This is a genomic window from Luteitalea sp. (assembly GCF_022842525.1).
Classification (GTDB): domain Bacteria; phylum Acidobacteriota; class Vicinamibacteria; order Vicinamibacterales; family Vicinamibacteraceae; genus Luteitalea.
In genome coordinates this window covers 53,113-75,298 of record NZ_JALHPM010000002.1, presented here as the reverse complement: position 1 = coordinate 75,298, position 22,186 = coordinate 53,113, and the positions used below count along the sequence as shown (strand labels likewise).

Genomic DNA, 22,186 nt, shown 5'->3' with positions numbered 1-22,186 from the left:
GCCTCGGTTCCCCTTTGCTGAGACCGCCCAGCGGGGATCTCACCTGTCGCGGCGTCGAACCCTCAGAAGTCGTCTCCCGGCGGGTCGTCTTCAGGCATGCCTGCCGGGTCGAAGCCCGGCGGATCGTCCGGTGGCATGTCGTCCGGTGGCATCCCGGTGTCGGGATCGGTCGGCGGAGGCCAGGGCGCAGGCTCGGGCGGCAGCGGGCCAGGTTCAACGTCAGGATTGGCGGGTGGCTGCGGGAAGTCGGTGGGTCTGTACGGCGTCACGTCTCGCTCCTTCGCTGGCGTGGTCAGTGCGCGGTGATTCTGCCACCGCGGCACCGGGAACTGCCAGGCGCGCATGACTGCCGAGACCGGAGCAGCTTGCGCGGCTCAGCCGTCGTCTGCCGCGCGCGGTTCGTGGGCGGTCCCCGTGGATGTGCCGCCACGGCGTCGCCGATTGCGCCCCGTACGCCTGCGAGGCACACTGGCGGCGTCAGGGCCACACACAGACGAGCGCAACATGTGCAAGACGATTTCCCAGAAGGTCCGTTTCAAGGCTGAGCCGTCGGACGTCTACCAGCTGCTCGTGACCGAAGCCGAGCAGGTGGGGCAGTCGTTCTCCATCGGGGAGGGCACCGGCATCGTCGTCGACCTCGCGCCGGCCGAACGCGTCGTACGGGCGTGGCGGGAGAGCGACTATCCCGAGGGCGTGTTCTCGATGGCGGCGTTCACGCTGCGTCGCGTGGAGACCGGGACGGAACTGAAGCTCACGCATCGCGGTGTTCCGAAGGCGCTCATCCCGCGGACCGAAGAACGCTGGCGCCGCGGGTACTGGGAGCCGATGAAGCAGAAGCTGGCGGAGGCCAAGCGGTAGGGTCCCCGGTAGGGGCGCGCCCTGGCTCAGCCTCTCAGGGCCTTGATCAGGTACACCGGGAGGGGCACACACAGGAGCGCAGCGAGTACCAGCAGCCCCAGATAGACCGGTCGCTCCGACCGCGGGGCATCGCGCCCGGCGCCGACGACGCGAAACCGCAAGTCGACCTTCCCGACCGCCGCTGCCGGATCCGGCGCGAAGACGATCGCGACCGTGGTGCCGAGCGGCGCCCTGGTCGCGTCCTTGTAGTGCCCCAGCGTGCTCCGGTAGACGACGCCGTCATGGGACCACTGTCCGGTGGCGTGGAAGCACGGGTACGGCCAGCTCTTGCGAAAGCTGGAGGAGGTGCACGTCGTGGCGTCGAGGGCGACCACGGTGGCCTCGGCCCTGACTCCGTCGCGCAGCAGTGTGTCTGAACGTTGCATCTGCGGCCACACGAAGTACGCAAGCGTGGCGCCCGCCAGGGCGAACACGGTCGCCGCCAGCACCTGGCCGAGCGTCTCGCGAGAGGGCATGCGCCAGCACGGTAGCATCGACACGAGGGCCGTCGACGCGGCGGACGTGATTCGTGCGTCAGCGCCTCGGACGTCTCGCCCACGGAGAGAGATGCTCGCCAGTCGCACCACCGCCCTGATGTTCGCCCTGGCGCTCACGGTGCCGGTCACCGCCGGCGCGCAGGCGCCCACGCCGCCCGCCCCCGTCGTGCAAATCGACCCGATATCCCCACTCGACTCACGCGTCGGCGACACCGATCCGTCGGTGCTGAAGATGTTCGCCGATGCGGGCATGGGGAATGGCAGCAGCAACTGGCACGACGATGTCGCCGAACTGCTGGCGTGGCACCACCTGACGAACCGCATGGGACAGCCGTACCGCCTCGTGGTGCGCGAGGTCGGCACGGACGTGCTCGTCTACGAGCCGAGGGCCTCGCCGCCCGTGCAGAGCCGGCTCCGCCTGCTGGCGCCGCTGTACGAGGCATCGACCACCGCCGCCGCGCGGTGACGCGCTCCGGGCTGGGTAGGGCCGGCTCTCCGAGCCGGCCGTCACGTCAGGACCCGCTACCCGTGCCGCGCGAGGCGCCTGATCGCCAGCCCGCCGAACAGCACCGCCACGCCGACGAGCACGGCCGCGGAGACCGTCGGGGGGACGTAACTGAAGCCCTCGACGCCGGCCAGGCCGATCGCCACCTGATTGAGGTGGAACGCCGGCCAGATCACGACGAGCTTCTCCAGGAAGCCGGGCAGCGGGAAGAAGAGGCCCGAGAGCCAGAGCATCGGCAGGAAGATCACGTTGATGATCGCCGGCGCCGATGAGCCCGACGCACGCGCCCCCACGAACAGGCCGAGCGCGCAGAACGCCGGTGCACCCGCCACCATCGTCAGGCCGATGATGAGCATCTGCGCCAGCGACAGCGGGGTCGCCCCGACGATGCGCGCGGTCACGCCGATGGAGATGACCGCGAGCGCCGTGAACGCCATCGACACCACGGTCTTGGCGACCAGCCACGCGCCGGGCGGTGACGGGAGCGCGCGACGCAGGCGGAAGACCCCCGCCTCGCGCTCGGCCGCGAGCGTACACCCGGCGCCGAACATCGCCGGCCCCATCGCCGCGTAGACACACCAGCTGCAGAACAGATAGCTGCCGAGCGCCGGGTTCTTCGCGATCTCGCCGGCGGGCAGGATGGTGCCGAAGAAGAGGTAGATCGGCACCGGCAGCAGCAGGAACGGCACCGACAGCCCGGGCGTGCGCAGCACGCGCAGGGCCTCGACGCGGGTCTCCATCGCGTACGCCCGCAGCACGAGTCGCAGCGGCATGACGACGTCGCTGGCGACGGAAGTGGTGACGGCCGGGGAGGTCAGGGGATGCATCTACGCCGCCTCCTTCGTGAGGGCAGAGAACGCTTCCGCCAGACCTGCCTGGCGAATCTCGAGATCGCGGAGCTGGTCGTCTGCCGCGAGCAGGCGCCTGACACAGTCCTCGGCATCGACGACCGTGATGGCGAGTCGCTCGCCGTCGCGCACCGCGGCGACGACGCCCGGCCACGTGCGTACACCGGCCTCGTCGATGCGGCTGGCGCAGGTGACGTGCTTGCGCGAGACGAGCGACCGCACCTCGGCGACGCTGCCGGAGGCGAGGAGTCGCCCGCCGGCCAGCACCGCCACGCGGTCGGCGAGCGCCTCCGCCTCCTCCAGGTAGTGCGTCGTCAACACGATGGCGCACCCCGTGTGGACGAGGGCGCGCACCGTCTGCCAGAGCACCTCGCGCGCCTCGACGTCCAGTCCCACGGAGGGCTCGTCGAGGAAGAGCAGCTGCGGGCGGCCGCACACGGCGAGCGCGAACTGCACGAGGCGCTTCTGACCACCGGAGAGCTTGCCGTACGGGCGATGCGCCAGGGCGTCGAGCCGTGTCAGCGCGAGCGTCTCGTCCACGGTGAGCGGGGTGGCGTAGTAGCTCGACGCACAGGCGATGAGCTCGCGGACCCGCAGCTCCGGTGTCAGCGCGACGTCCTGCATCATCACGCCCACTCGTCGCCTGGCGTGGACGTCGAGCGGCGCACGCCCGAACAGCGAGGCCGTGCCCTGGTCGGGCTCGAGCAGGCCGAGCAGCAGGCCGATGGCGGTGGACTTGCCGGCGCCGTTGGGCCCGAGCACCGCCAGCACCTCGCCGGGACGCACGTCGAGGTCGAGTCCGGCGAGCGCGACCGTCGTGCCATAGCGCTTGTGGACGTCCCGCAGTGACGCGAGGGGGATGGGTGCACCAGCAGGTGGTGGAGCCGCATCCGGTTCGTGGGCGGCATCAACGACACCGTCGCGCACGAGGCCACGTGGGTAGCGACGTCCGTTGAGGACCTGGCCGATGACGGTGGGGCGCACGAGGTAGCGGTAGCTGGCAAAGAGCGCGACGAGGCTGACGCCGAGCACGAGCGGGAACTTGACGCTCCAGTGCCAGGGCAGCTGCCCGACCAGCACCTGCATCGCGACCACCACGGGCAGGTGCGCGAGATAGATCCAGTACGACGCATCGGCGGTGTAGCGCACCACGGCGTGCGGCTGGTTCAGGAAGCGCACGGCCAGGCCGATCACCGCGAACGACCAGCTCCAGATGCCGATGCCGTAGGCGAGCGCGAACCCGAACGACAGTGGCGCGCCAGGCACGGCGGGCACCAGCGGCGGCGTCAGGCCGGTCATCACGAGACAGCCCGTCGTCGCGACGATCGCGGCACCGAGATGCACGGGCCACTGGCGACTCCATGCGGCAAGCAGATGGAACTGCCGATGCAGGAGCCATCCGAATGCCACCGCCGTGCCGTAGCCGACCAGCGACGCGGCGCGCGGGAGGAACGACTGGTCTGGCGTGGGAATGCCGAACCACATGAACCACATCGGCGTCCACGCCAGCACCAGCGCCAGCGGCACGGGCAGGACCAGGGCGGCCGTGCCAGACCCCACAAGGCGGGCCACCACCGCGTCGACCCGTCCACGTACCGCCCCACGCGTGTCGACGGCCACCACGAGGGCGCGGACCGCCAGCACCAGCACGTACAGCACCAGCAGGTAGTACAGGAACCACAGGTGCATGAACTGGAACGCCGCCGCGGGAGGGGGCGGGAGAGTGGCCGGTGGAGCCGGCAGCGTGCCGCCGAACGTCCGCGTCAGCCCCCAGATCCACACGCCCGCCATCGTGGGCGCCAGCACGAGCCAGCCGACGGTGAGCGGCACGAGGATGCGTGTGGCGCGGTTGGTCCAGAAGCTGCGGGCGCCGCGACGATGGAACGCCATCCGGGCGAAGACGCCGGCGATGACGAAGAACAGCGTCATCCGGAACATGTGCGACGCGAACAGGAGCACCGCGAGCGGGGTGCTCGGCGAGCGGTCCACCATCGCCCAGAGGCCCGGCGGCATGCCGGGAATGAACGAGAACCCGGCGTGGAACACCACACCGAGCAGCAGGGCCCCGGCGCGGACGGCGTCGAGTGCGTGCAGGCGGTCGTGCGAGGTCATGGGCATGTTCCCCGGATCAGATGAAATCGGCGCGGCGGGCGCGGGTGACGGCGCCGACGACGAGGACGATCACGCCGAGCGCCATCTCGCCCACCGTGAGGATGAGGATGTCCGGGGCCCACACGGCGGTCGGTCCGCTGCCGAAGCGCTGCACGGACGGCACGCCGAACAGCAGCATGATGAAGAAGTTCACCGAGATGTTGCCGATGGTGATCGTCGTCGCATGCCAGCCGTTGGCCTCGGTGTTGAGCCCGACCGCGAGCAGGACGCAGTAGTAGAAGAAGACGAAGCCGAGCAGCGACGTCCACAGCGGCAGATATCCGTCAGGGATCGCTGACAGACGGATGGCGGCCACCACGGCGAGGCTCAGCACGAGCCAGGGCAGACCGAAGGCGATGGCATTGGCGACGACCTTGGCCGCCACGTACTGCCGGCGCGACACCGGGAACGTGAACAGGAACAGCGTCACGTGTTCCTTGCGCTCGGTGACGACACCGCCCATGACCATGAAGATGTTGAGGATGATGAGCGTGCAGAGCATCAGCACGCCGCCGGCGCTGATCGGCTGCGCGCTGAGCGTCATCAGCCACGCCGCGACCAGGCCCCCGCCGATGGTGCCGACCATCCACCAGCGCATCAGCGACAGGTCCTTGACGATCAGGTGCCGAACGGCCGTACTCATGCCGCACGCTCCTGACGGTGGTGCATGACCGTGGCGACGAAGATCTCCTCGAGCGTCATGCGCTGGACGTCGCGCACGGCGATCCCGGCGTGGGCGCACGATGCCTCGAACGCCGGGGCGTATGCGCTGGTCGTGACGGCCACCAGGCGACCGTCCTGCACCGTGTCGATCAGGCCGTCGGCACGCGGCACCGTGGCGCCGGGAGGGACGTCGAGGTGCACCCGTCGCCAGCGATCGAGGTAGGCGGCGGTGTCGCTGTCCTCGATGACGCGGCCGCGATCGAGGAAGGCGATGCGGTCGCAGATCCGCTCGACGTCCTGCGTGTTGTGCGACGAGAACAGGATGGAGCGGGTCTCGTCGCGCACCACCGCCATCAGTTCCGTCAGGACCTCATGACGCGCCACGGGGTCGAGCCCCGTGGTCGGCTCATCGAGCACGAGCAGGCGCGGACGACGGGCGAGGACGAGCAGGAGCGTGGCCTTGACCCGCTCGCCGTGCGACATCAGGCGGATCGGCTGATCGCGATGCAGGAGAAAGCGACCGACGAGCTGCTCGGCGTAGGCGGCGTCCCACGTGTCGTGCACGCCGGAGACCAGGCGCATGTGCCAGGCGAGCGTCTGGCTGCCGTAGAGGCGCATGTCGTCGGACACGTAGCCGACGTCGCGCTTGACGGCGGCCTCGGCGGCCGGCATCGACTGGCCGAGCACGCGGACGTCGCCGCGGTCCTGCTGCACCATGCCCATCAGGATGCGCAGCGTGGTGGACTTGCCGGCCCCGTTGGGCCCGACCAGGCCCATCACCTGCCCGGGGTCGAGGCGCAGGCTGAGGTCGGTGAGCTGGAAGTACCGGTAGCGCTTGGCGACGCCGCTCAGCGAGAAGACGGGCTCGGTCATGGTTCGTGTCGATCCTTGGCAGTGAGCGTCTGCCGGAGCCGCGCGTGCAGGTCCTCGTCCGACAAGCCCAGCGCGCGGCCGATGGACGTGGCGGTGGACAGGTGGGCATCGAGTTCGGCCAGGCGCAGGCGCGCGCTGAGGTCCGCCTGCTCGGCCACGAACGACCCCTTGCCCTGACGCGTCACGATCACGCCGTCGTGCTCGAGGTCGGAGTACGCCCGTTTGACGGTGATCACACTCACCCGGGTGGCGGCGGCCAGGGCGCGAATCGACGGCAGCTCGAAGCCAGGCGGCCAGTCGCCGACGGCGATGCGACGGCGGATCTGCTCGACGATCTGCACGTACATCGGCCGCGGATCGGCCTGAGAGATGAAGACGCCAGGGCTGTGCATAGACAGTATGCACAGTATATACGAGGCGTTCGCGCGTGAGTTCCGCGGCGGACCCGCGAGGGGAGTTGACAGCTGGCGAAGACAAGGCGAAGATCTGCCGCCCAGGAGGCCTCATGACAAGCACGAACCCATCCCAGCCCGCGATGTTCATCTCCACCGACGCGCTGCTCGAGCACTGGCAGGGCCACCGCCGGCTCACCCGGCGGGCGATCGAGCTGTTCCCCGACGACCAGCTGTTCTCGTTCTCGATTGGCGGGATGCGGACGTTCGGGGACCTCGCCAACGAACTGCTCGGCATGGCCGGACCCATGGCGCACGGGTTGGCCACGCTCGAGTGGGGCGGCTACGCCCCGCCGAAGGCGTCGTCGAAGGCCGAGATCCTGCGGCTCTGGGACGAGGGGACGACGAAGATCGCGGAGTTCTGGGCGCAGATCCCGGCCGCGCGGTTTCAGGAGACGGTGACGTCGTTCGGCCAGTACACCGGTCCCGGGCACTGGCAGATCCTCTACATCGTCGACAACGAGGTCCATCACCGCGGGCAGGGCTACGTCTACCTCCGCGCGCTGGGGGTCGAGCCGCCGCCGTTCTGGGAGCGGTGACCCGGCGACATCACCGCGCCAGCACCGACGCGGCGCGCTCGATCTCGCCCGCGTACCGCTCCAGCGTCTGCGCGACGATCGGGATCTGCGCGCGTGCCTCGTCCCACGCGCGCTGCTCGAGCGCCTCGCGCACCGCCGGCAGCGTCTTGACGCCGTACCCGGTGTAGAAGCCGGGCGCGTAGACCTGGTGCCGGAACCACGGGCGCCGCGGCAGGCCCTCGGGGCGGGTGAGCGTGCGCTCCGCCTGGAACACGATCGCGTTGGCGGCGGTCAGCGCGCTCGCCGGCACATCGCTCGTCGTCTGCGCGGCGGTCTCGAACCGTCGCGCCGCGACGCGCAACCGCTCCACCGCCTGGCGCAGCGGCTCGAGATCGAACTCGGGTACGTCGTCCTTCTTCTTCGGCGCAATCCACGTCTCCGCGGGATTGGCTGCGAGCGTGAAGGCGCCCTCGGCGAGGCGCGTGTTGTGCTCCCGGGTATCGGAGTCGAGCGTCTTCACCAGGTCGCCCAGCTCGTCGACATAGCGCCCGATGCGGTCGGCGGACCGCGTGAAGTCGAACGGCAGCAGGTCGGCCTCCGACAGCCGCAACACCGCGCGTCCGCCCACCTTCGCGAGCGCCGCCGCATACGCGAGATCGGGGTCCTGGAAGCGCAGGTAGTGGTCCACCGAGTCGTAGGCGGAGTGGTACTGCCCGTACTCGCCCTCACCGCCGAAGCCGATGTTCAGCGACGCGATGCCGAGGTGCTGCAGGAACGGCGTGTAGTCCGACCCCGATCCGAGCGCGTCGATCTCGAAGTGACGCTGGTCGCGTGCGAGCCGGCGTTCGTCGGCGGATCCCTGCAGGATGGTGCGCGCGAGCAGGCGGTCGGCCACCGACCCCTTCACCTTCGGGTCGGGCACGTCGCGGGCGATTTCGTTCACCAGCCGCTCGAGGCTGTGCGACCCGCCCGCATCGAAGAAGCCGCGGGCATTGCTGTCGGAGTTCACGTACGCGACGACCTTCGCGCGCAGCGTGTCCGCGACGTCCTCGACCCACTCCGTCGATCCGAGCAGCCCCGGTTCCTCGGCATCCCACGCGGCGAACACGAGGGTGCGCCGTGGCGTCCAGCCGGTGCGGGCCAACTGGCCGATCACGCGCGCTTCCTCGAGCACCGCCACCATGCCGCTCACGGGATCGGTCGCCCCGGCGACCCAGCCGTCGTGGTGGTTGCCGCGCACGACCCACTGGTCCGGGAACTCGCGGCCCGGCAGCGTCGCGATGACGTTGTAGGCCGGCACCAGCTTCCAGTCGAAGGCCAGCTGCAGGCGGACGCGCGCGGGACCGGGCCCCACGTGATACGGGATGGGCAGACCGCCGCGCCACGCCGCCGGCGCCATCGGGCCGCCGAGCGCCTCGAGCAGCGGTCGCGCATCGGCGTACGAGATGGGCAGCACCGGGATCTTCGTGAGCGTCTGGGCCTTCGTGAACTCCGGCCGCGTCACGCCACCCTTGGCCGCCACGCCCGGCGTGAGCGGGTCGCCCGGGTACACGGGCATGTCCGACACGGAGCCCCGCTGCGCCGAGTGCTCGTTCCGATAGCCGCCCTTCGGATACACGTCACCCTGCCCGTACCCATCGTCGCGAGGGTCCGAGTAGATCAGGCAGCCGATGGCGCCGTGCTCGGCCGCGACCTTCGGCTTGATGCCGCGCCAGGATCCGCCGTATCGGGCGATGACGATCTTGCCCCTGACGTCGATGCCGCGCCGTTCGAGCGCCTCGTAGTCGGCTGGCACGCCGTAGTTCACGTACACGAGATCGCCGGTGACATCGCCGTCGATCGAGTACATGTTGAACGTGGGTAGCGCCTCGGCCTGCAGCTTCGACAGTGCGTCCTCGGCCAGCGCCGGTTCCGCAAGGCGCGCGCTGAACGTCGTGGGCGCGACGAGTTCGAGGCGGCGCAGTGTCGGGGTGGGGAACAGGACGTCGTACTGCGTGATCTCGACCTGGTAGCCCCAGTCGCGCAGCAGGCGCGCCATGAAGTCGACGTTGGCCTTGCCGTGCGGTGAGCCGGCGTGATGCGGGCGTCCGGCGAGTTGCGTGAGCCACGCCTTCAGGTTGGCCGTCGACACCTGGGCGTCGAAGCGCGCTTCGAGCGCGCGCTGTGCGTCGAGGCGGGCCGGGACGAAGCCGTGGATCGAGGCCGCGGGTCGATCCTGGGCGTGACCGACGAGCGACGTGACACAGAGCAGGGAGGCGAGCAGGGACAACGCAGGTCGCATGCCGGTCATGCTACCTTCTGGCGCTCGGACCCGCATGACCCGCCGTCTCCTGCTGCTCCTCCTCGTGCTGCTCACCGCAGGGTGCCTGACGACGCGGCCTCGCGCGACATACCTCCTCGACACGCCCGCCCTGCCGGACTACGAGCGTTCCCTCGATCACGCCGGCCTCATCGCCAGCCTGGACCGGGACGCCGTTGGCAGGGGCATGGTGACGTACCGGACCGCCTGCTACAGCTGCCACGGCGATCCGGAGCAGCCGGGATCCCTCCCCAACGCCCGGCGGTTCTGGGAGGAGCCGCTCAGGAACGGCGCCGATCCGCACGCGCTCTACCAGACGCTGACACGCGGATTCGGCCTGATGCCGCCGCAGGTGCGCCTGACCCCCCGCGAGAAGTACGAGGTGATCCACTTCCTCCGCGAGGAGTTCCTGAAGAAGCGCAACCTCTCGCAGTACGTCCCGGTCACCGACGCCTACCTCGCCAGGCTGCCTGCCGGAGACACGCGGGGGCCCGCGCCGCAACCCTACCGACCGTGGGCCGAGATGGACTACGGCGACTTCCTGATCCACACCTACGAGCTCGCCGACGCGAACGACCCGCCTCGCCGCATCTCGGGCGGGCGCAGCCCGCTGCCCAACGAGGACTTCCGCGACGTCAACTTCGCCTACAAGGGCATTGCCATCCGCCTCGACGAGGGGACGGGCGGCGTGGCCGCCGGCACGGCCTTCGTGCTGTTCGACCATGACCTGATGCGCATGACCGGCGTGTGGACCGGCGCCGGGTTCATCGACTACGAGAGCATTCTCCTCAACGATCGGCACAACATCTTTCCCCGCACGGTCGGCACGATCGCGGTCGAGAACCCCATCACCCCGGGCTGGGCCAACCCTGCCACGGGCGGGTTCGTCGATCCCCGTTTCGTCGCGGTCGACGGACGACCCTTCGGTCCGCTGCCCCGGGGGTGGGCGCACTACACAGGCCTCTACCGCCACGGCCGTCGCGTCGTCATCGCCTACACAGTGGGCGACGCCGCGGTGCTCGAGTCGTACTACCTTCGGACGTCAGGCGACGCGCCGGTGGTGGGACGCACGCTCGATGTCGGTGCTGCGAGCACGGCCCTGACGATGCGCATCGCGCCGCTGACGGCTGCGGTGCACCTCGCCGGACAGGGGGGAACGCTGGCGCGCGAGGACGGCTTCCACGTGCTGAAGATCCCGGCCGGCACGACGGCGCGCGTCACCATCTGGATCGGGACGGCCGGCGTCGATGTCGCTGCGGCGGCGCGGGCTGGCGATTCGCCTGGCGACCTGCGTCGCTTCACGCACGGCGGGCCGGCGCGTGACACCGACGTGCTCTCGACGCCCATCGTCCGGGGACCGGATCGCGACGCCTACGCCGTCGACGTGCTCACCCTGCCGCGGGACAACCCGTGGAAGAGTCGTGTGCGCCCCTCGGGCATCGACTTCCTTCCCGGCGGCGACGAGGCCGTGGTCACCACGGTCGACGGCGAGGTGTGGCGCATCACGGGGATCACGCAATCGCAGGGCATGATTCAGTGGCGCCGCATCGCCACGGGGCTCTTCCAGCCGCTCGGCGTGAAGTATCACCAGGGCGCGATCTATGTCGGGTGCCGCGACCAGATCGTGGTGCTGCGTGACATCGACGGCGACGGCGCGACCGACTTCTACGAGAGCTTCAACAGCGACCACCAGGTGACGGAGCACTTCCACGAGTTCGCGATGGGGCTGCAGACCGACGCGGCGGGGAACTTCTACTACGCCAAGAGCGCCCGCCACGCGCGGACCGCGCTGATTCCGCAGCACGGCACGCTCATGCGCGTCAGTCCCGATGGCCGGACGTCGGAGATTGTCGCGACCGGCTTCCGCGCGGCCAACGGCGTCCTCGTCAACCCGGACGGCTCCTTCATCGTGACCGATCAGGAGGGCTACTGGACCCCGATGAACCGCATCAACTGGGTCGAGCCGGGTGGGTTCTACGGGAACATGTATGGCTACGGCGCGCCCGCGGATGCCTCAGACCAGGCGATGGCGAGGCCCCTGCTCTGGCTCGACTCGAAGCACGATCGCTCGCCGTCGGAACTGCTCTGGGCCGACGGCCAGCGCTGGGGCCCCCTCGGCGGCAGTCTGCTGAGCCTGTCCTATGGCACCGGGAAGATCTTCGTCGTGATGACGCAGGCCTTCGACCGCATCAGGCAGGGCGCGGTCGTGGCGCTGCCGGTGCCCCAGTTCCCGACGGGCATCATCCGCGGTCGGTTCAACCCGCAGGACGGACAGCTCTACGTCCTGGGCCTGTCGGCCTGGGCGACCAACCAGACGATGCAGGAGGGCGGCCTCTATCGGATTCGCCACACCGGTCGGCCCCTGCGCTTGCCCGTCGGCATGAAGGCGCAGACCACTGGCATCGAGCTCACCTTCGCGTCGCCGCTCGACAAGGCCGCCGCCGCTCCGGGCGCGTTCGCGGTCACCGTGTGGGACCTTCGGCGCTCCGCCGAGTACGGCTCGAAGCGGCACAACACGCGGACCTTGCGGGTCGATCGCGTCACGCTCGGGGCCGACGGTCGCACCGTGCGGTTGCAGGTGCCCGATCTCGCGCCGACGTGGGTCGTCGAAGTGGCCTACGACCTGCGCGCCGCGGATGGCGTGGCGTTCGACGGCGTGGTGCAGGGCACGATCCACGCGTTGGAGGGCGACGCGCGCGTGCCCTAGAGGCCCGCGAACGCCTCCGCGATGCCGCGCGCCAGCGTCGACGTCCCGGCGTGCGCGATGTTGGACGTCACGGCCACGACGGTGCCGCGATCGGTGACGAGCGACATCACCGTGCCGCCGGCGAGCTGACCGTCGAGGGTGCCTGGACCGGCAGCCAGCGCGATGCGCACGAGGTCGGACGGCGTCGAGGCGAACGCCTGTCCATCGGCGCAGCAGGCCAGGTCGCGCATGGCCATCAGTCGACGTCCCTGCCGCGGGTCGGTGCCGGACCGCGGGACATGGAACGTCGCGCGGTCGCCCGCCAGCGGGTACTCTGCCGGCATCAGGCCGAGCGGCTGCCAGACCAGATGGCGCAGCAGCGCCAGGGGTGGGAAGTCCTCGCCCTCCTCGCCGATGGCTTCAGGGCTCCACGCCGCCGGCGCGTCCGCCCCGGTGTCGGTCAGGCCGAGCGCCGCCGCCGGGGCCGCGACCGCTGATGCGGCCGTGCCGATGTTGAAGCGCGTCGCGGGCGTCACGGGCGCGCTCGTCGAGACGTCGCGCCATCCGAACCCTTCGGCCCAGACGACCACCCCGCCGACCCCGACCGCCACGGAGACTCCGGGCAGGTTCTGCTCCACGATGGCCGCGCGCGCGAGTTCCCTGGCGCGCGCGACGGCCGCGGCATGCTCGGGCGATGGTGCGGCGTTGACCACCGACGGCACATCGCTCGCCCCGGGGAAGAGTGGCGCAGCCACCCCGACCGCGTGGGTCAGCGTCGCCGCGAACAGCGCCGTGACCACTCCGATCGCCACGGCCGTCCGTGCGGCCCACGTCGGGAGCCGGTTGCGCAGGGCCTGCACACCGAGCACGACGCCGGCGACCAGGAGCACCAGGCCCATCGCTGCGGCGCCCGGCGCATCATCGGCGTCGGCGACGTAGACGCCCATGGCGGCGATGGCCAGACCGAGGGCGACGAGAGTGAAGGCGCGGACGGCGTTCAGCACGGTCGTGTTCATGTGCGGCAGTGTGCGCGCCGGCGAACCGTGGAGTCTTCACCGAATGGTGAGCAGGTGCTGATATTCGAATGAGTGGCGCGTCGCGGCGCTCACGCGGGTTCTTCGAGGAGCCCATCCCGCAGCCGGATCACCCGGCCGCCATACGCGGCGTTGGCTTCCGAGTGGGTGACCTGCACGATGGTCGTGCCCTGATCGTTGAGCTGCCGGAACAACTCCATGATCTCCTGCGCCTGCGACGAGTGGAGGTTGCCGGTCGGCTCGTCGGCCAGGATGATCGACGGACTCGCGGCCACCGCCCTGGCGATACCGACCAGCTGCTGCTGACCGCCTGAGAGCTGGCTGGGGTACAGGTCCTTCTTGCCCACGATCCTGAAGCGGTCGAGGATGTCGGCGACGATGCTCTGGCGGTCCGACGTCGTGACGTCGCGGTACGAGAGCGGCAGCTCGATGTTCTCGTACACCGTGAGGTCGTCCAGCAGGTGATAGCTCTGGAAGACGAAGCCGATGTGCCGCTTCTGGACGGCCGACCGCGCCTTGCCCGACAGGGCGTGGATGGGATGCCCCATCAGCGTGTAGGTGCCCCGCCACGCCGCATCGTGCATGCCGAGGATGTGCAGCAGCGTCGACTTGCCGGCGCCCGACGGGCCCATGATCGAGACGAACTCGCCGGGCCGGATGTCGATCGAGATGCGCCGCAGCAGGAAGAGCTGACCGAGCCCCTGCGGAATCGACTTCTCGACGTCGCGCAGTGACACGATCGAGCCGTTGTCGCCGAGCGGCAGGGCCGGCTCTGCCGGACTCGTCGTGGAACGCTTGAAGAGCACGCTCGATCCTATCGCGGGGAAGGGTGTCGGGGTCGCCACCTACTCGCTGCGGAGTGCCGTGGCGGGGTCGACCCGCGCCGCCCGCCATGCTGGTCCGATGGCCGAGGCCAGCGCACCCGCGACGACGACCAGGGCGACGGTGGCGAACGTCACGGGATCCGACGGCTGCACGCCGAACAGCATCGCCACCATCAGACGGCTGAGCACACCGGCACCAACCAGCCCGATCACCGCGCCACCGGCAATGACCCAGAGGGCGTTACCGGCCACGTGCGACATCACCTGTCGGGTCGACGCGCCGAGGGCCCGTCTGATGCCGAAGTCGCGCAGGCGCTGCTGCACCGAGTACGCCAGGAGGCCGAACAATCCGACCATCGACAGCACCAGTGCGAGGGTCGCGAAGGCGACCACGAGAGTCGCCCGGAAGCGGTGGCGCGCGTTGGCCTCTGCGGCCACATCGTCGAGCGTCATGACCTGCCGCACGCTGACGAGTTGCGCCGTGTCGGCTCGATTGATCGCGTGCCTGACTGGTTGTGCCAGCGCCGCGGCCGGGCCCGAGGTCGGTACGACCAGCAGGAAGATGTCGCCCGGGGTGTCCTGGGCCATCGGCACGTAGATCTGCAGCAGGTCCTGGGATTCGGTCGGGGAGCCCTTGACCTGCCGCGCCACCCCGACGATCTCGCGCACGGTCATCTCCGCCTGCGGCGCCTCGGACTGCCAGATCGCGACCCGGCGGCCAATCGCCCCGCCCGGCAGATGCGTTCGCGCGAAGGCCTCGCTGACGATGCAGACCGGTGTCGTGCCGGCGGCATCGCGGTCGTCGAAGGCGCGTCCCGTGCGCACGGTCACACCGAGCGTCTCGAAGTAGTCAGGACTGACGATCTGCATGTCGGCCTCGGGGCGCTGGCTCCCCTCCGGCAGGGGCTGTCCCTCGACCTGGAAGGGCGAGGTGCCTTCATACGACTCGCCGAGCGGCAGTGTGGTGGCCCACGCCACGCCACGCACACCTGGCAGCGCGCGGATCTCCGATTCGACCGACTGGTAGAACCGCAGCTCAGCCTCGTCGGTCGGGTACGTGCTCGACATCGGATCGACGAGCATGCTGAGCACCTGCCCGTCACGATAGCCACGATCGACACCCTCGACGACCTGCAGCGTCCGGAGCAGCAGGCCTGCGCCGACCAGCAGCACGACGGCGACGGCCACCTGACCCGCCACGAGGACATCCCTGACGCGACCGCCGCGTCCGGTGATCGAGCGTGTGCCCGACATGGCCTGCGAGGCGGGCAGCGACGCGGCCTGCCAGGCGGGCGCGAGGCCGAACAGCAGACCGACGCCGACGGCGGTGATGGCGCAGAAGGCGGCGACGCGCAGGTCGACGGCGAGCGTCAGCACGGTTGGCAGCAGGTCCGCGGGGAGTACCGTCGGTGCCACGCGCAGGATGCCGGCGCCGATGAGCAGTCCGAGTGCACCCCCGATGGCGGAGAGCAACAGGCTCTCGGTGAGGAGTTGCCGGAGGATGCGGCCGCGGTCGGCGCCGAGCGCGGCGCGCACGGCGAGCTCGCGCTGGCGGACCGTGGCGCGCGTCATCAGCAGGGTGGCGACGTTGGCGCAGCACATGAGCAGCACGAGGCCGACCACGCCGATGAACAGCAGCGAGGTCTGCCGCAGTTCCGACCCGAAGATGGCGTTGTGCAGGGGCTCGAGCAGGACGGACCGATCCGCGTTGGTGTCCGGGTACTCCCTGGCGAGCCCCGCGGCGACGGCGGCGAGGTCGCTCTGCGCGGCGTCGAGGCTCGCGTCGGGCCTGAGCCGACCGACGGCGACCAGGCCGTGATTGCCCCGGGCCCGGGGCGGCGCGCCGATGGCGGGGACGAGCGCCCAGATGCTGGCGCGTCCAATCAGCTGTGCCTCCTTCGGCACGACGCCGACAACGGTGAAGGGGTCGCCATCGAGGGTGATCTCGCGGCCGATCGTGTCGGGACGGGCATTGAAGCGCTCGCGCCAGAACGCTTCGCTCAGCACCACCACGCTCCGCCGTTCGACATCGTCGGCGCGCTCGAAGGTGCGGCCGGCGACGGCCGTGATGCCGAGCGCCGTGAAGATCTCGGAGGTGACCCACTGGCGAGCGACGGTGTCGGGCATCCCGGCGGAGTTGCCAAGCACCATGCCGCCCACGGTGGGCGCGTAGGCGCCGATCGACGCGAAGGTGCGGCTCCGTTCGGCCCAGTCGAGCATGTTGAGCACGGAGGCACGACCGCGCGTCGTCGTCGGGGTGCGCTCCCACACCAGCACGACGCGGTCGGGATCCGGCACCGGGAGTGGTCGCAGCAGCGTGGCGTCGACCAGCGCGAAGATGGCGGTATTGGCACCGATGCCGAGTGCCAGGGTGAGGATGGCCGCGGTGGCGAACACGGGGCTGGTCCGCAGCATCCGCCAGCCGTAGCGGAGGTCCTGGCGGACGTTCTCCAGACGCGATTCCGCGCGGGCGCCGAGCGTGGGCGCCGGCCGATGCGCCGCCTGGCGCAGTGGCGCCATGCGGATGGCGAGCGAATCGGGCTCGAGCAGCTCTTCGACGGCCAGCGCACGAGCCTGCGCCTCGTCGAGGCCCTCGCGACGCAGCTCCTCGAACCGCTCGTCGAGGTGCTGCGACAGCTCCTCGACGATCTCGAGCTCGCGCGATCCGTCGAGCTGCAGCCGTGAGAGCTGCGCACGGATGTCAGGACCCCACTCAGGCATGGTCGGCTCCCGTGATGAGCGCCATCGCCTCGACGAAGGACTTCCACGTCTCGCGCTGCTGCGACAGCACGCGACGGCCTTCGGCCGTGAGGCCGTAGAACCGCCGTCGTCGCTCGCCGGCCCGCTCCACCCACTTGCCCTGCAGCCAGCCCCGCTCCTCGAGGCGGTAGAGGAGGGGATAGAGCGAGGCGACGTGGAAGGTCACCTCGCCCTGCGAGCGTTCGGCGATCAGCTTGCCGATCTCGTAGCCGTGCCGCGACCTGGTCTCGACGATCGACAGGATGATCAGTTCGGCCGAGCCCTTCTTCAGTTCCCGGGCCAGCATTCGCGCATCGATAGATGTCACAGCCACATATGCTAGTGACGGTCATGCGTTGTGGCAAGACCCTCGCACCGTTCGGCGCGAGTTCTCCTGGGACGAACTGGCACCCCGGGAGCCGTCGACTCGATGTCGCTGGCGCAGGTCGGGGGATCGCGTACCATGGTCGACCGTTGGTGGCGTGCGTGCGCACGCCCACGACATGCTCCCCGTATCCCGGCTCACGCGCCTCTCGACGCGTCGCGCCGCCAGGAGGCCCATGGCCACGGGCGACCACGACCAGCAGGTGCGCGCGGCCGAAACACGGCTGCTGTACGACAACGCCCACACCGGCACCATCGTCACCGTCGTCATCGCCTCGCTGCTCGCCTACGCGCACTGGGACTCGGTTCCGCGCGCCGTCGTCCTGGCGTGGCTGCTGTACATGCTGGGGGTCGCCGCGGCGCGCTCACTGCTGGTGCGGCTGTACCGGCAGGCGTCACCTGGCGAGGAGGTCGGGCGCTGGAACCAGTTGTTCGTGGCGGGCGCGGCCCTGGCGGCGTTGGGATGGGGCGCCGGCGCGTTCATCCTGAACCCGGCGCGTCAGCCCGCGAACGAGATCCTGCTGGTGTTCGCCGTCGGCGGCGTGATGCTCGGCGGCGCGTCCCTGCTGGCGGCCCGGCCCGAGGCGTTTCTCGCCTTCCTGTTGCCAGCGGGCCTCCTCACGGCGCTGCGGCTGGCCATCGAGGGCGATCGCACCCACGTCATGATGGCGTTCCTCGCCGGACTCTTCACCGTGGCGACGGTGGTGACGACCTGGCGCTTCCATGTGGTGATTGCGTCCTCGCTTCGGCTCGGGTTCGCCAACCGTGAGCTCATCGCAAGCCTCAGGGCCGCGAAGGACGAAGCCGACGCGCTCAATCGGCAACTCGAGCTCAGGGTGCGCGACCGCACCGCCAGGCTGACCGAGGCCGACCAGCGCAAGGACGAGTTCCTCGCCACGCTGGCGCACGAACTGCGCAACCCCCTCGCACCCATCCGGTTCGCGCTCGAGGCGCTGAAGGCCAATGCGCCGCCGCCGATGGCCACCCGTGCGCGAGACATCATGGAGCGTCAGGTCGGGCAACTGGTGCGTCTGGTCGACGACCTGCTGGACGTGTCGCGGATCACGGCCAACAAGATCCAGTTGCACCGCGAGCCCCTGGACATCACGCGCCTGATGACGATGGCCGCCGAGTCGATCGCGCCGCTTGCGACGGCCGCGGGGCATACCCTGCACGTCGAGCCGCCCGCCCGCGCCCTGATCGTGAGCGGCGACAGCGCACGGCTCGTGCAGGTCTTCACCAACGTCCTGCAGAATGCCGTGAAGTTCACGCCAGGGGCCGGGGACATCTGGTTCACCGCCGAAGCGCACGCCGATCTCGCCGTCGTCCGCATCCGCGATACCGGCATCGGCATCGCGCCCGACGCCCTCCCGCGCGTCTTCGAGATGTTCCACCAGGCGGAGCCCATCCTCGAACGCACGGTCGGCGGCCTGGGCATCGGACTGACCCTGGCGCGACGCCTCGTGGAGATGCAGGACGGCCAGATCGAGATCCGGAGCGCCGGCACGGGGCAAGGCACCGAGGTGGAGATTCGCTTCCCGATCGTCTCCGTCGAGGCCGCGCCCGCGGCGCCCGCGGAACGGCCCAGGCCGGCCAATGGTCGTCCCCTTCGCGTGCTGGTCGTCGAGGACAACCTCGACGCCGCGACGATGCTGGAACTGGCGATTGCCGGTCTGGGTCACCAGACCTGCCGGGCGCACGATGGCGGCACGGCGCTCACGGCCGCGGCGCAGTTCGCCCCCGACGTGATCTTCCTCGACATCGGGTTGCCCGGCATCAACGGCTACACCGTCGCGCGACGGCTGCGCGAGATGCCGGAGATGGCGCACGTGCACATCGCTGCGCTGACCGGCTGGGGCCAGGACGAGGATCGCCGGCGTGCGCGCGACGCCGGCTGCGACCATCACCTGACCAAACCGCTGTCGCCAGCCGCACTCGAGGACCTGCTGGTCACCTTCGCCGTGCCCCGCGGCGCCTGACGGCTGCGACCATTCCTGCCACGAGCAACGCCGCGACGCCGGGTTCCGGCACGAACAGGGTGGTAGCGGAGACAGAAGGCAGGTAGGGGTCCGTCTCGTTCCACGGGCCGCTCAGCACCAACGCTCGTCGTTCCAGCCGCGACAGGAAGGCCAGGTCCGCTGGAAGCCACCCACCGTAGAAGACGGGTGTGCCCGCCGCCTCGCTGCGCGAACTCCACATCCACAGGTACACGCGGCCGACATTCAGAGCACCCGGCCCATGCGGCGGCGTGAACCAGAACTCGAGGAACAGGTCGTAGGGGAACACCTCGAGACGCGAGTACGGCGCGATACGGGCGCTGTAGTCCACGCCGTCGATGGAGAGGTGGCCCACCGGAACAGGGTCCCCGTCGTACGCCTCGGGGTCGAATCGGCAGACGCTGTAGTCGTCGCCGTTGCCATTGCACGGCATCGCCGGGTCCCACGTCACGTCGCCGACAACGCGGCTCGTGGTGGAGGCGCCGAACGGCGCCAGGTCGGCCGTGCCTCTGAATCGCAACGTCACCGGCGTTGCCGATGCCGGCGCAGCGGCGCTGCACAGGAGCGCAAGGAGCACGAGGGAGGACACGCAGCACCGCATGGGAGGCGTCCTTTCCGCAGGGAAGACTGGGCCCAGCGTACTCCTCGCGGGTAGTGAGCGCAACGGAGGCACGTGCGCGGCGCCAGCGCCGACGGCAGCTATCCTGTGCAGCCATGAGCCGGTTCTGTCACTACGAACTCCGCACCACCGATGTGGCGGCGGCGCACGCCTTCTACGCGGATCTCTTCGGTCCGTCGTTCTGGCAGGGTTGCGTCAGCGTCACGCAGCTGCCGGCGCAGGCCGCGGCGCGCGGCGCACCCGCCCACTGGCTCGGCCACATCGCCGTCGACGACGTCGTTGGCACCATGCTCCACTTCGTCGAGCGTGGAGCCACGCCACTCGGCCCGGCACCGCGCGGCGGCATCGGCGAGCGAGCCGTGCTTCGCGATCCGAACGGCGCCCTGGTCGGCCTCACCTCGACGAGCGCTGCCGTGACCGACGACCGCGTCGCCTGGCATGTGCTCTGTGCGAGGGACGAGGCAGCGGCATACGAGACGTACGCGGATCTGTTCGGCTGGGCGTCCCGCGGCGTCGCCGATCTCGGTGCCGAGCGGGGGCGTCATGTCGAGTTCGCGTGGAGCGCGCACTCCGAGGCGGTCGGCAGCATCTCGAACCTCGCGCGCCGCCCGCACGTCCACCCGCAGTGGCTCTTCTTCTTCCCCACCGAGGACCTGGACGCGTCGCTGGCCCGCGTGCGCGACGGCGGCGGACTGACGCTGCCGACGTTCACGACCGGCGACGGCGATCTGGTCACGCCCTGCGACGACCCGCAGGGTGCCGCGTTCGCGCTCATCCAGGCCGCCGTGCGCTGACGCGCCGAGCGTGGCCGCCCTCTCTGCGGCAGGGCCGGATTGTGCAAAGGGGCACAGCCCGGCCTCACGGCGCGGGTGAAGAATCAGGACGTGGATGCGATTCCGCAGAAGGGGTGCGTCATGACAGGTTTCGTGCAGGACATCGAGGGGCTCGCCGTCAGGAACGAGGAGTTCCGTCGCGTGCTGTACACCGCCAGGCATTGCCAGCTGGTGCTGATGGCACTGAAGCCCAGCGAAGAGATCGGCGAGGAAGTTCACACGCTCGATCAGTTCTTCCGCGTCGAGGAGGGCGCCGGCGAGGCCGTGCTCGACGGGGTGCGGACACCGATCGCCGCCGGCTTCGCCGTCGTCGTGCCGGCCGGGGCCACCCACAACATCATCAATACCGGCGAGCGCCCGCTCAAGCTCTACACGCTCTATGCGCCGCCGAACCATCGCGATGGCGTCGTCCATCACACCCGCGCCGAGGCGGAGGCCGATACCGAACAGTTCGACGGCCACACCACGGAGTAGCCGCCTCGCCGGAACGTTGCTGGCCGCGACACTGGATCGCCGAACGGGCCAGAGCGTCAGTGGTCGTCGCGATCGCCGTCGACGAAGAAGGCCTTCATCTCCGGGTACTCCAGGATCGTCAGGGTGGGCGCGGCGGGCGTGGCGCGCTGACGCGTCGCGAACAGCGCCTGCTCGGACTGCGTCACCATGGCGCGTGCGAGATCGTGCGTGTGGATCGAGTGGTACCGGGCGGGCAGGAGCCAATCCACCAGCGGCATCGCCCGATTGAGGAGGCCCGGCGTGTTGGAATTGCCGAGCATCACCGCCGGACGGAACACGGCGAGGTCGTCGAAGCCCACGCCCTCGACGGCCTTCTCTTTCTCGCCGATGACCCTCGCGTAGGCCATGCGCGACTCGGCGTCGGCGCCGGCCGCCGTCATCACGGCGCACACCCGCACGCCGCCGGCCCTGGCAGCGCGGCAGAAGGCCAGGGGATAGCCGACCTCGATCCGGCGGACCTCCTCCGGCGGCATCTTCGCCGTCCCCTTGCCGACACCGAAAGCCACCAGGGCGATGTCGATGCCGCGCGCGTGCGGTGCCACCTCTGCCTCGAGGCGGTCCATGTCGACCACCAGTTCGGAGACCTTCGGGTCGGTGAACGTGCCGGTCCTGCGTCGTGTCACCACCACGACCCTGGTACACAGGGCAGTGCGGATCAGCAACTGGACGATGCGGCCGCCGACGTTGCCTGTCGCCCCCAGCACGATCGCCGAGTACGGTGTCGCTGCCCCTCGTGCTTCAGTGGCCATCTCGCCCCCTTTGGAGTGAGTCCGACATGCATGCGCCTCCTCAGCCAGTCGCGTCGCACGGACATCGCCACCATCATCGCGTGGCGCGACTGTTCCCCGCCGTAA

At 70.1% G+C, this 22,186-nt stretch carries 21 protein-coding genes; 7 read left to right on the top strand and 14 right to left on the bottom strand.

Annotated elements, in window-relative coordinates; translation table 11 throughout:
* Window positions 1-62 precede the first annotated feature (62 nt).
* Complete coding sequence (locus tag Q0C41_RS00895) at window positions 63-344, bottom strand: hypothetical protein (RefSeq protein WP_291980549.1); 282 nt, start codon at window positions 342-344, stop codon at window positions 63-65.
* A gap of 160 nt (window positions 345-504) precedes the next feature.
* On the opposite strand from Q0C41_RS00895, the gene Q0C41_RS00890 reads away from it, so the two are divergent.
* Window positions 505-858: an SRPBCC domain-containing protein gene (locus Q0C41_RS00890; protein WP_291980548.1), complete on the top strand. Its 354-nt coding sequence runs from the start codon at window positions 505-507 to the stop codon at window positions 856-858.
* 26 nt (window positions 859-884) lie between these two features.
* On the opposite strand, the gene Q0C41_RS00885 is transcribed toward Q0C41_RS00890, so the two are convergent.
* Entirely contained in the window at window positions 885-1,373 is a 489-nt protein-coding gene (locus tag Q0C41_RS00885; RefSeq protein WP_291980547.1) for a hypothetical protein, read from the bottom strand.
* 91 nt (window positions 1,374-1,464) lie between these two features.
* Here Q0C41_RS00885 and Q0C41_RS00880 point away from each other — a divergent pair, with 91 nt between their 5' ends.
* Window positions 1,465-1,860 (top strand): hypothetical protein, encoded by a 396-nt coding sequence (locus Q0C41_RS00880; RefSeq protein ID WP_291980546.1) that lies wholly within the window; start codon window positions 1,465-1,467, stop codon window positions 1,858-1,860.
* A 56-nt stretch (window positions 1,861-1,916) separates the two neighbouring features.
* Here the strand turns inward: Q0C41_RS00880 and Q0C41_RS00875 are convergent, their stop codons facing one another.
* From Q0C41_RS00875 to Q0C41_RS00855, 5 genes are read right to left on the bottom strand one after another with little or no spacing between them, the layout of a single operon-like run.
* On the bottom strand, window positions 1,917-2,726 hold the full coding sequence (locus Q0C41_RS00875) for an ABC transporter permease (RefSeq protein ID WP_291980545.1): 810 nt from the start codon (window positions 2,724-2,726) through the stop codon (window positions 1,917-1,919).
* Window positions 2,727-4,859, bottom strand: coding sequence for an ATP-binding cassette domain-containing protein (locus Q0C41_RS00870; RefSeq protein ID WP_291980544.1), 2,133 nt, complete (start codon window positions 4,857-4,859; stop codon window positions 2,727-2,729).
* Window positions 4,860-4,875: 16 nt separating this feature from the next.
* Window positions 4,876-5,541 (bottom strand): ABC-2 transporter permease, encoded by a 666-nt coding sequence (locus Q0C41_RS00865; RefSeq protein WP_291980543.1) that lies wholly within the window; start codon window positions 5,539-5,541, stop codon window positions 4,876-4,878.
* Window positions 5,538-6,434 (bottom strand): ABC transporter ATP-binding protein, encoded by an 897-nt coding sequence (locus Q0C41_RS00860; RefSeq protein WP_291980542.1) that lies wholly within the window; start codon window positions 6,432-6,434, stop codon window positions 5,538-5,540. The genes Q0C41_RS00865 and Q0C41_RS00860 overlap by 4 nt, the downstream gene beginning before the upstream one ends.
* Window positions 6,431-6,826, bottom strand: a complete 396-nt coding sequence (locus Q0C41_RS00855; protein WP_291980541.1) for a GntR family transcriptional regulator — start codon at window positions 6,824-6,826, stop codon at window positions 6,431-6,433. The genes Q0C41_RS00860 and Q0C41_RS00855 overlap by 4 nt, the downstream gene beginning before the upstream one ends.
* Before the next feature lie 113 nt (window positions 6,827-6,939).
* On the opposite strand from Q0C41_RS00855, the gene Q0C41_RS00850 reads away from it, so the two are divergent.
* The gene (locus Q0C41_RS00850; RefSeq protein ID WP_291980540.1) at window positions 6,940-7,425 is read left to right on the top strand and encodes a DinB family protein; all 486 of its coding nucleotides are present in this window, start codon (window positions 6,940-6,942) and stop codon (window positions 7,423-7,425) included.
* A 10-nt stretch (window positions 7,426-7,435) separates the two neighbouring features.
* Here Q0C41_RS00850 and Q0C41_RS00845 read toward each other — a convergent pair whose 3' ends face one another.
* On the bottom strand, window positions 7,436-9,685 hold the full coding sequence (locus tag Q0C41_RS00845; RefSeq protein WP_291980539.1) for a transferrin receptor-like dimerization domain-containing protein: 2,250 nt from the start codon (window positions 9,683-9,685) through the stop codon (window positions 7,436-7,438).
* A 34-nt stretch (window positions 9,686-9,719) separates the two neighbouring features.
* On the opposite strand from Q0C41_RS00845, the gene Q0C41_RS00840 reads away from it, so the two are divergent.
* Entirely contained in the window at window positions 9,720-12,410 is a 2,691-nt protein-coding gene (locus tag Q0C41_RS00840) for a DUF6797 domain-containing protein (RefSeq protein ID WP_291980538.1), read from the top strand.
* Here the strand turns inward: Q0C41_RS00840 and Q0C41_RS00835 are convergent.
* The 4 genes from Q0C41_RS00835 to Q0C41_RS00820 form a co-directional block, all read right to left on the bottom strand.
* The gene (locus Q0C41_RS00835) at window positions 12,407-13,405 is read right to left on the bottom strand and encodes a serine hydrolase (protein ID WP_291980537.1); all 999 of its coding nucleotides are present in this window, start codon (window positions 13,403-13,405) and stop codon (window positions 12,407-12,409) included. The two genes, Q0C41_RS00840 and Q0C41_RS00835, sit on opposite strands and share 4 nt — an antisense overlap.
* Before the next feature lie 89 nt (window positions 13,406-13,494).
* The gene (locus Q0C41_RS00830) at window positions 13,495-14,163 is read right to left on the bottom strand and encodes an ABC transporter ATP-binding protein (RefSeq protein ID WP_367079071.1); all 669 of its coding nucleotides are present in this window, start codon (window positions 14,161-14,163) and stop codon (window positions 13,495-13,497) included.
* A gap of 105 nt (window positions 14,164-14,268) precedes the next feature.
* On the bottom strand, window positions 14,269-16,968 hold the full coding sequence (locus tag Q0C41_RS00825) for an ABC transporter permease (protein WP_291980535.1): 2,700 nt from the start codon (window positions 16,966-16,968) through the stop codon (window positions 14,269-14,271).
* A complete protein-coding gene (locus Q0C41_RS00820; protein WP_291980534.1) occupies window positions 16,961-17,293 on the bottom strand; it encodes a PadR family transcriptional regulator in 333 nt (110 codons plus the stop codon). Before Q0C41_RS00820 ends, Q0C41_RS00825 begins: the two co-directional genes overlap by 8 nt.
* A 196-nt stretch (window positions 17,294-17,489) precedes the next feature.
* Here Q0C41_RS00820 and Q0C41_RS00815 point away from each other — a divergent pair, with 196 nt between their 5' ends.
* Window positions 17,490-19,349, top strand: a complete 1,860-nt coding sequence (locus Q0C41_RS00815) for an ATP-binding protein (protein WP_291980533.1) — start codon at window positions 17,490-17,492, stop codon at window positions 19,347-19,349.
* Here the strand turns inward: Q0C41_RS00815 and Q0C41_RS00810 are convergent.
* Complete coding sequence (locus Q0C41_RS00810; RefSeq protein ID WP_291980532.1) at window positions 19,321-19,956, bottom strand: PEP-CTERM sorting domain-containing protein; 636 nt, start codon at window positions 19,954-19,956, stop codon at window positions 19,321-19,323. The genes Q0C41_RS00815 and Q0C41_RS00810 overlap by 29 nt on opposite strands.
* 125 nt (window positions 19,957-20,081) lie before the next feature.
* Here Q0C41_RS00810 and Q0C41_RS00805 point away from each other — a divergent pair, with 125 nt between their 5' ends.
* Together Q0C41_RS00805 and Q0C41_RS00800 are read left to right on the top strand one after the other, a co-directional pair.
* On the top strand, window positions 20,082-20,780 hold the full coding sequence (locus Q0C41_RS00805) for a VOC family protein (protein WP_291980531.1): 699 nt from the start codon (window positions 20,082-20,084) through the stop codon (window positions 20,778-20,780).
* A gap of 120 nt (window positions 20,781-20,900) precedes the next feature.
* The gene (locus Q0C41_RS00800; protein ID WP_291980530.1) at window positions 20,901-21,293 is read left to right on the top strand and encodes a cupin domain-containing protein; all 393 of its coding nucleotides are present in this window, start codon (window positions 20,901-20,903) and stop codon (window positions 21,291-21,293) included.
* A gap of 56 nt (window positions 21,294-21,349) precedes the next feature.
* Here the strand turns inward: Q0C41_RS00800 and Q0C41_RS00795 are convergent, their stop codons facing one another.
* Window positions 21,350-22,081, bottom strand: coding sequence for an NAD(P)H-binding protein (locus tag Q0C41_RS00795; protein WP_291980529.1), 732 nt, complete (start codon window positions 22,079-22,081; stop codon window positions 21,350-21,352).
* Between the last annotated feature and the right edge of the window lie 105 nt (window positions 22,082-22,186).

What these genes read in the sequence shown, in the direction of transcription:
- Q0C41_RS00815 (WP_291980533.1), top strand. Translation starts at nt 17,490, where the DNA reads ATGCTCCCCGTATCCCGGCTCACGCGCCTCTCGACGCGTCGCGCCGCC.
- Q0C41_RS00895 (WP_291980549.1), bottom strand. Translation starts at nt 344, where the DNA reads ATGCGCGCCTGGCAGTTCCCGGTGCCGCGGTGGCAGAATCACCGCGCA.
- Q0C41_RS00805 (WP_291980531.1), top strand. Translation starts at nt 20,082, where the DNA reads ATGAGCCGGTTCTGTCACTACGAACTCCGCACCACCGATGTGGCGGCG.
- Q0C41_RS00865 (WP_291980543.1), bottom strand. Translation starts at nt 5,541, where the DNA reads ATGAGTACGGCCGTTCGGCACCTGATCGTCAAGGACCTGTCGCTGATG.
- Q0C41_RS00825 (WP_291980535.1), bottom strand. Translation starts at nt 16,968, where the DNA reads ATGCCTGAGTGGGGTCCTGACATCCGTGCGCAGCTCTCACGGCTGCAG.
- Q0C41_RS00835 (WP_291980537.1), bottom strand. Translation starts at nt 13,405, where the DNA reads ATGAACACGACCGTGCTGAACGCCGTCCGCGCCTTCACTCTCGTCGCC.
- Q0C41_RS00850 (WP_291980540.1), top strand. Translation starts at nt 6,940, where the DNA reads ATGACAAGCACGAACCCATCCCAGCCCGCGATGTTCATCTCCACCGAC.
- Q0C41_RS00875 (WP_291980545.1), bottom strand. Translation starts at nt 2,726, where the DNA reads ATGCATCCCCTGACCTCCCCGGCCGTCACCACTTCCGTCGCCAGCGAC.
- Q0C41_RS00795 (WP_291980529.1), bottom strand. Translation starts at nt 22,081, where the DNA reads ATGGCCACTGAAGCACGAGGGGCAGCGACACCGTACTCGGCGATCGTG.
- Q0C41_RS00870 (WP_291980544.1), bottom strand. Translation starts at nt 4,859, where the DNA reads ATGACCTCGCACGACCGCCTGCACGCACTCGACGCCGTCCGCGCCGGG.
- Q0C41_RS00820 (WP_291980534.1), bottom strand. Translation starts at nt 17,293, where the DNA reads ATGCTGGCCCGGGAACTGAAGAAGGGCTCGGCCGAACTGATCATCCTG.
- Q0C41_RS00845 (WP_291980539.1), bottom strand. Translation starts at nt 9,685, where the DNA reads ATGCGACCTGCGTTGTCCCTGCTCGCCTCCCTGCTCTGTGTCACGTCG.
- Q0C41_RS00885 (WP_291980547.1), bottom strand. Translation starts at nt 1,373, where the DNA reads ATGCCCTCTCGCGAGACGCTCGGCCAGGTGCTGGCGGCGACCGTGTTC.
- Q0C41_RS00800 (WP_291980530.1), top strand. Translation starts at nt 20,901, where the DNA reads ATGACAGGTTTCGTGCAGGACATCGAGGGGCTCGCCGTCAGGAACGAG.
- Q0C41_RS00840 (WP_291980538.1), top strand. Translation starts at nt 9,720, where the DNA reads ATGACCCGCCGTCTCCTGCTGCTCCTCCTCGTGCTGCTCACCGCAGGG.
- Q0C41_RS00855 (WP_291980541.1), bottom strand. Translation starts at nt 6,826, where the DNA reads ATGCACAGCCCTGGCGTCTTCATCTCTCAGGCCGATCCGCGGCCGATG.
- Q0C41_RS00860 (WP_291980542.1), bottom strand. Translation starts at nt 6,434, where the DNA reads ATGACCGAGCCCGTCTTCTCGCTGAGCGGCGTCGCCAAGCGCTACCGG.
- Q0C41_RS00880 (WP_291980546.1), top strand. Translation starts at nt 1,465, where the DNA reads ATGCTCGCCAGTCGCACCACCGCCCTGATGTTCGCCCTGGCGCTCACG.
- Q0C41_RS00890 (WP_291980548.1), top strand. Translation starts at nt 505, where the DNA reads ATGTGCAAGACGATTTCCCAGAAGGTCCGTTTCAAGGCTGAGCCGTCG.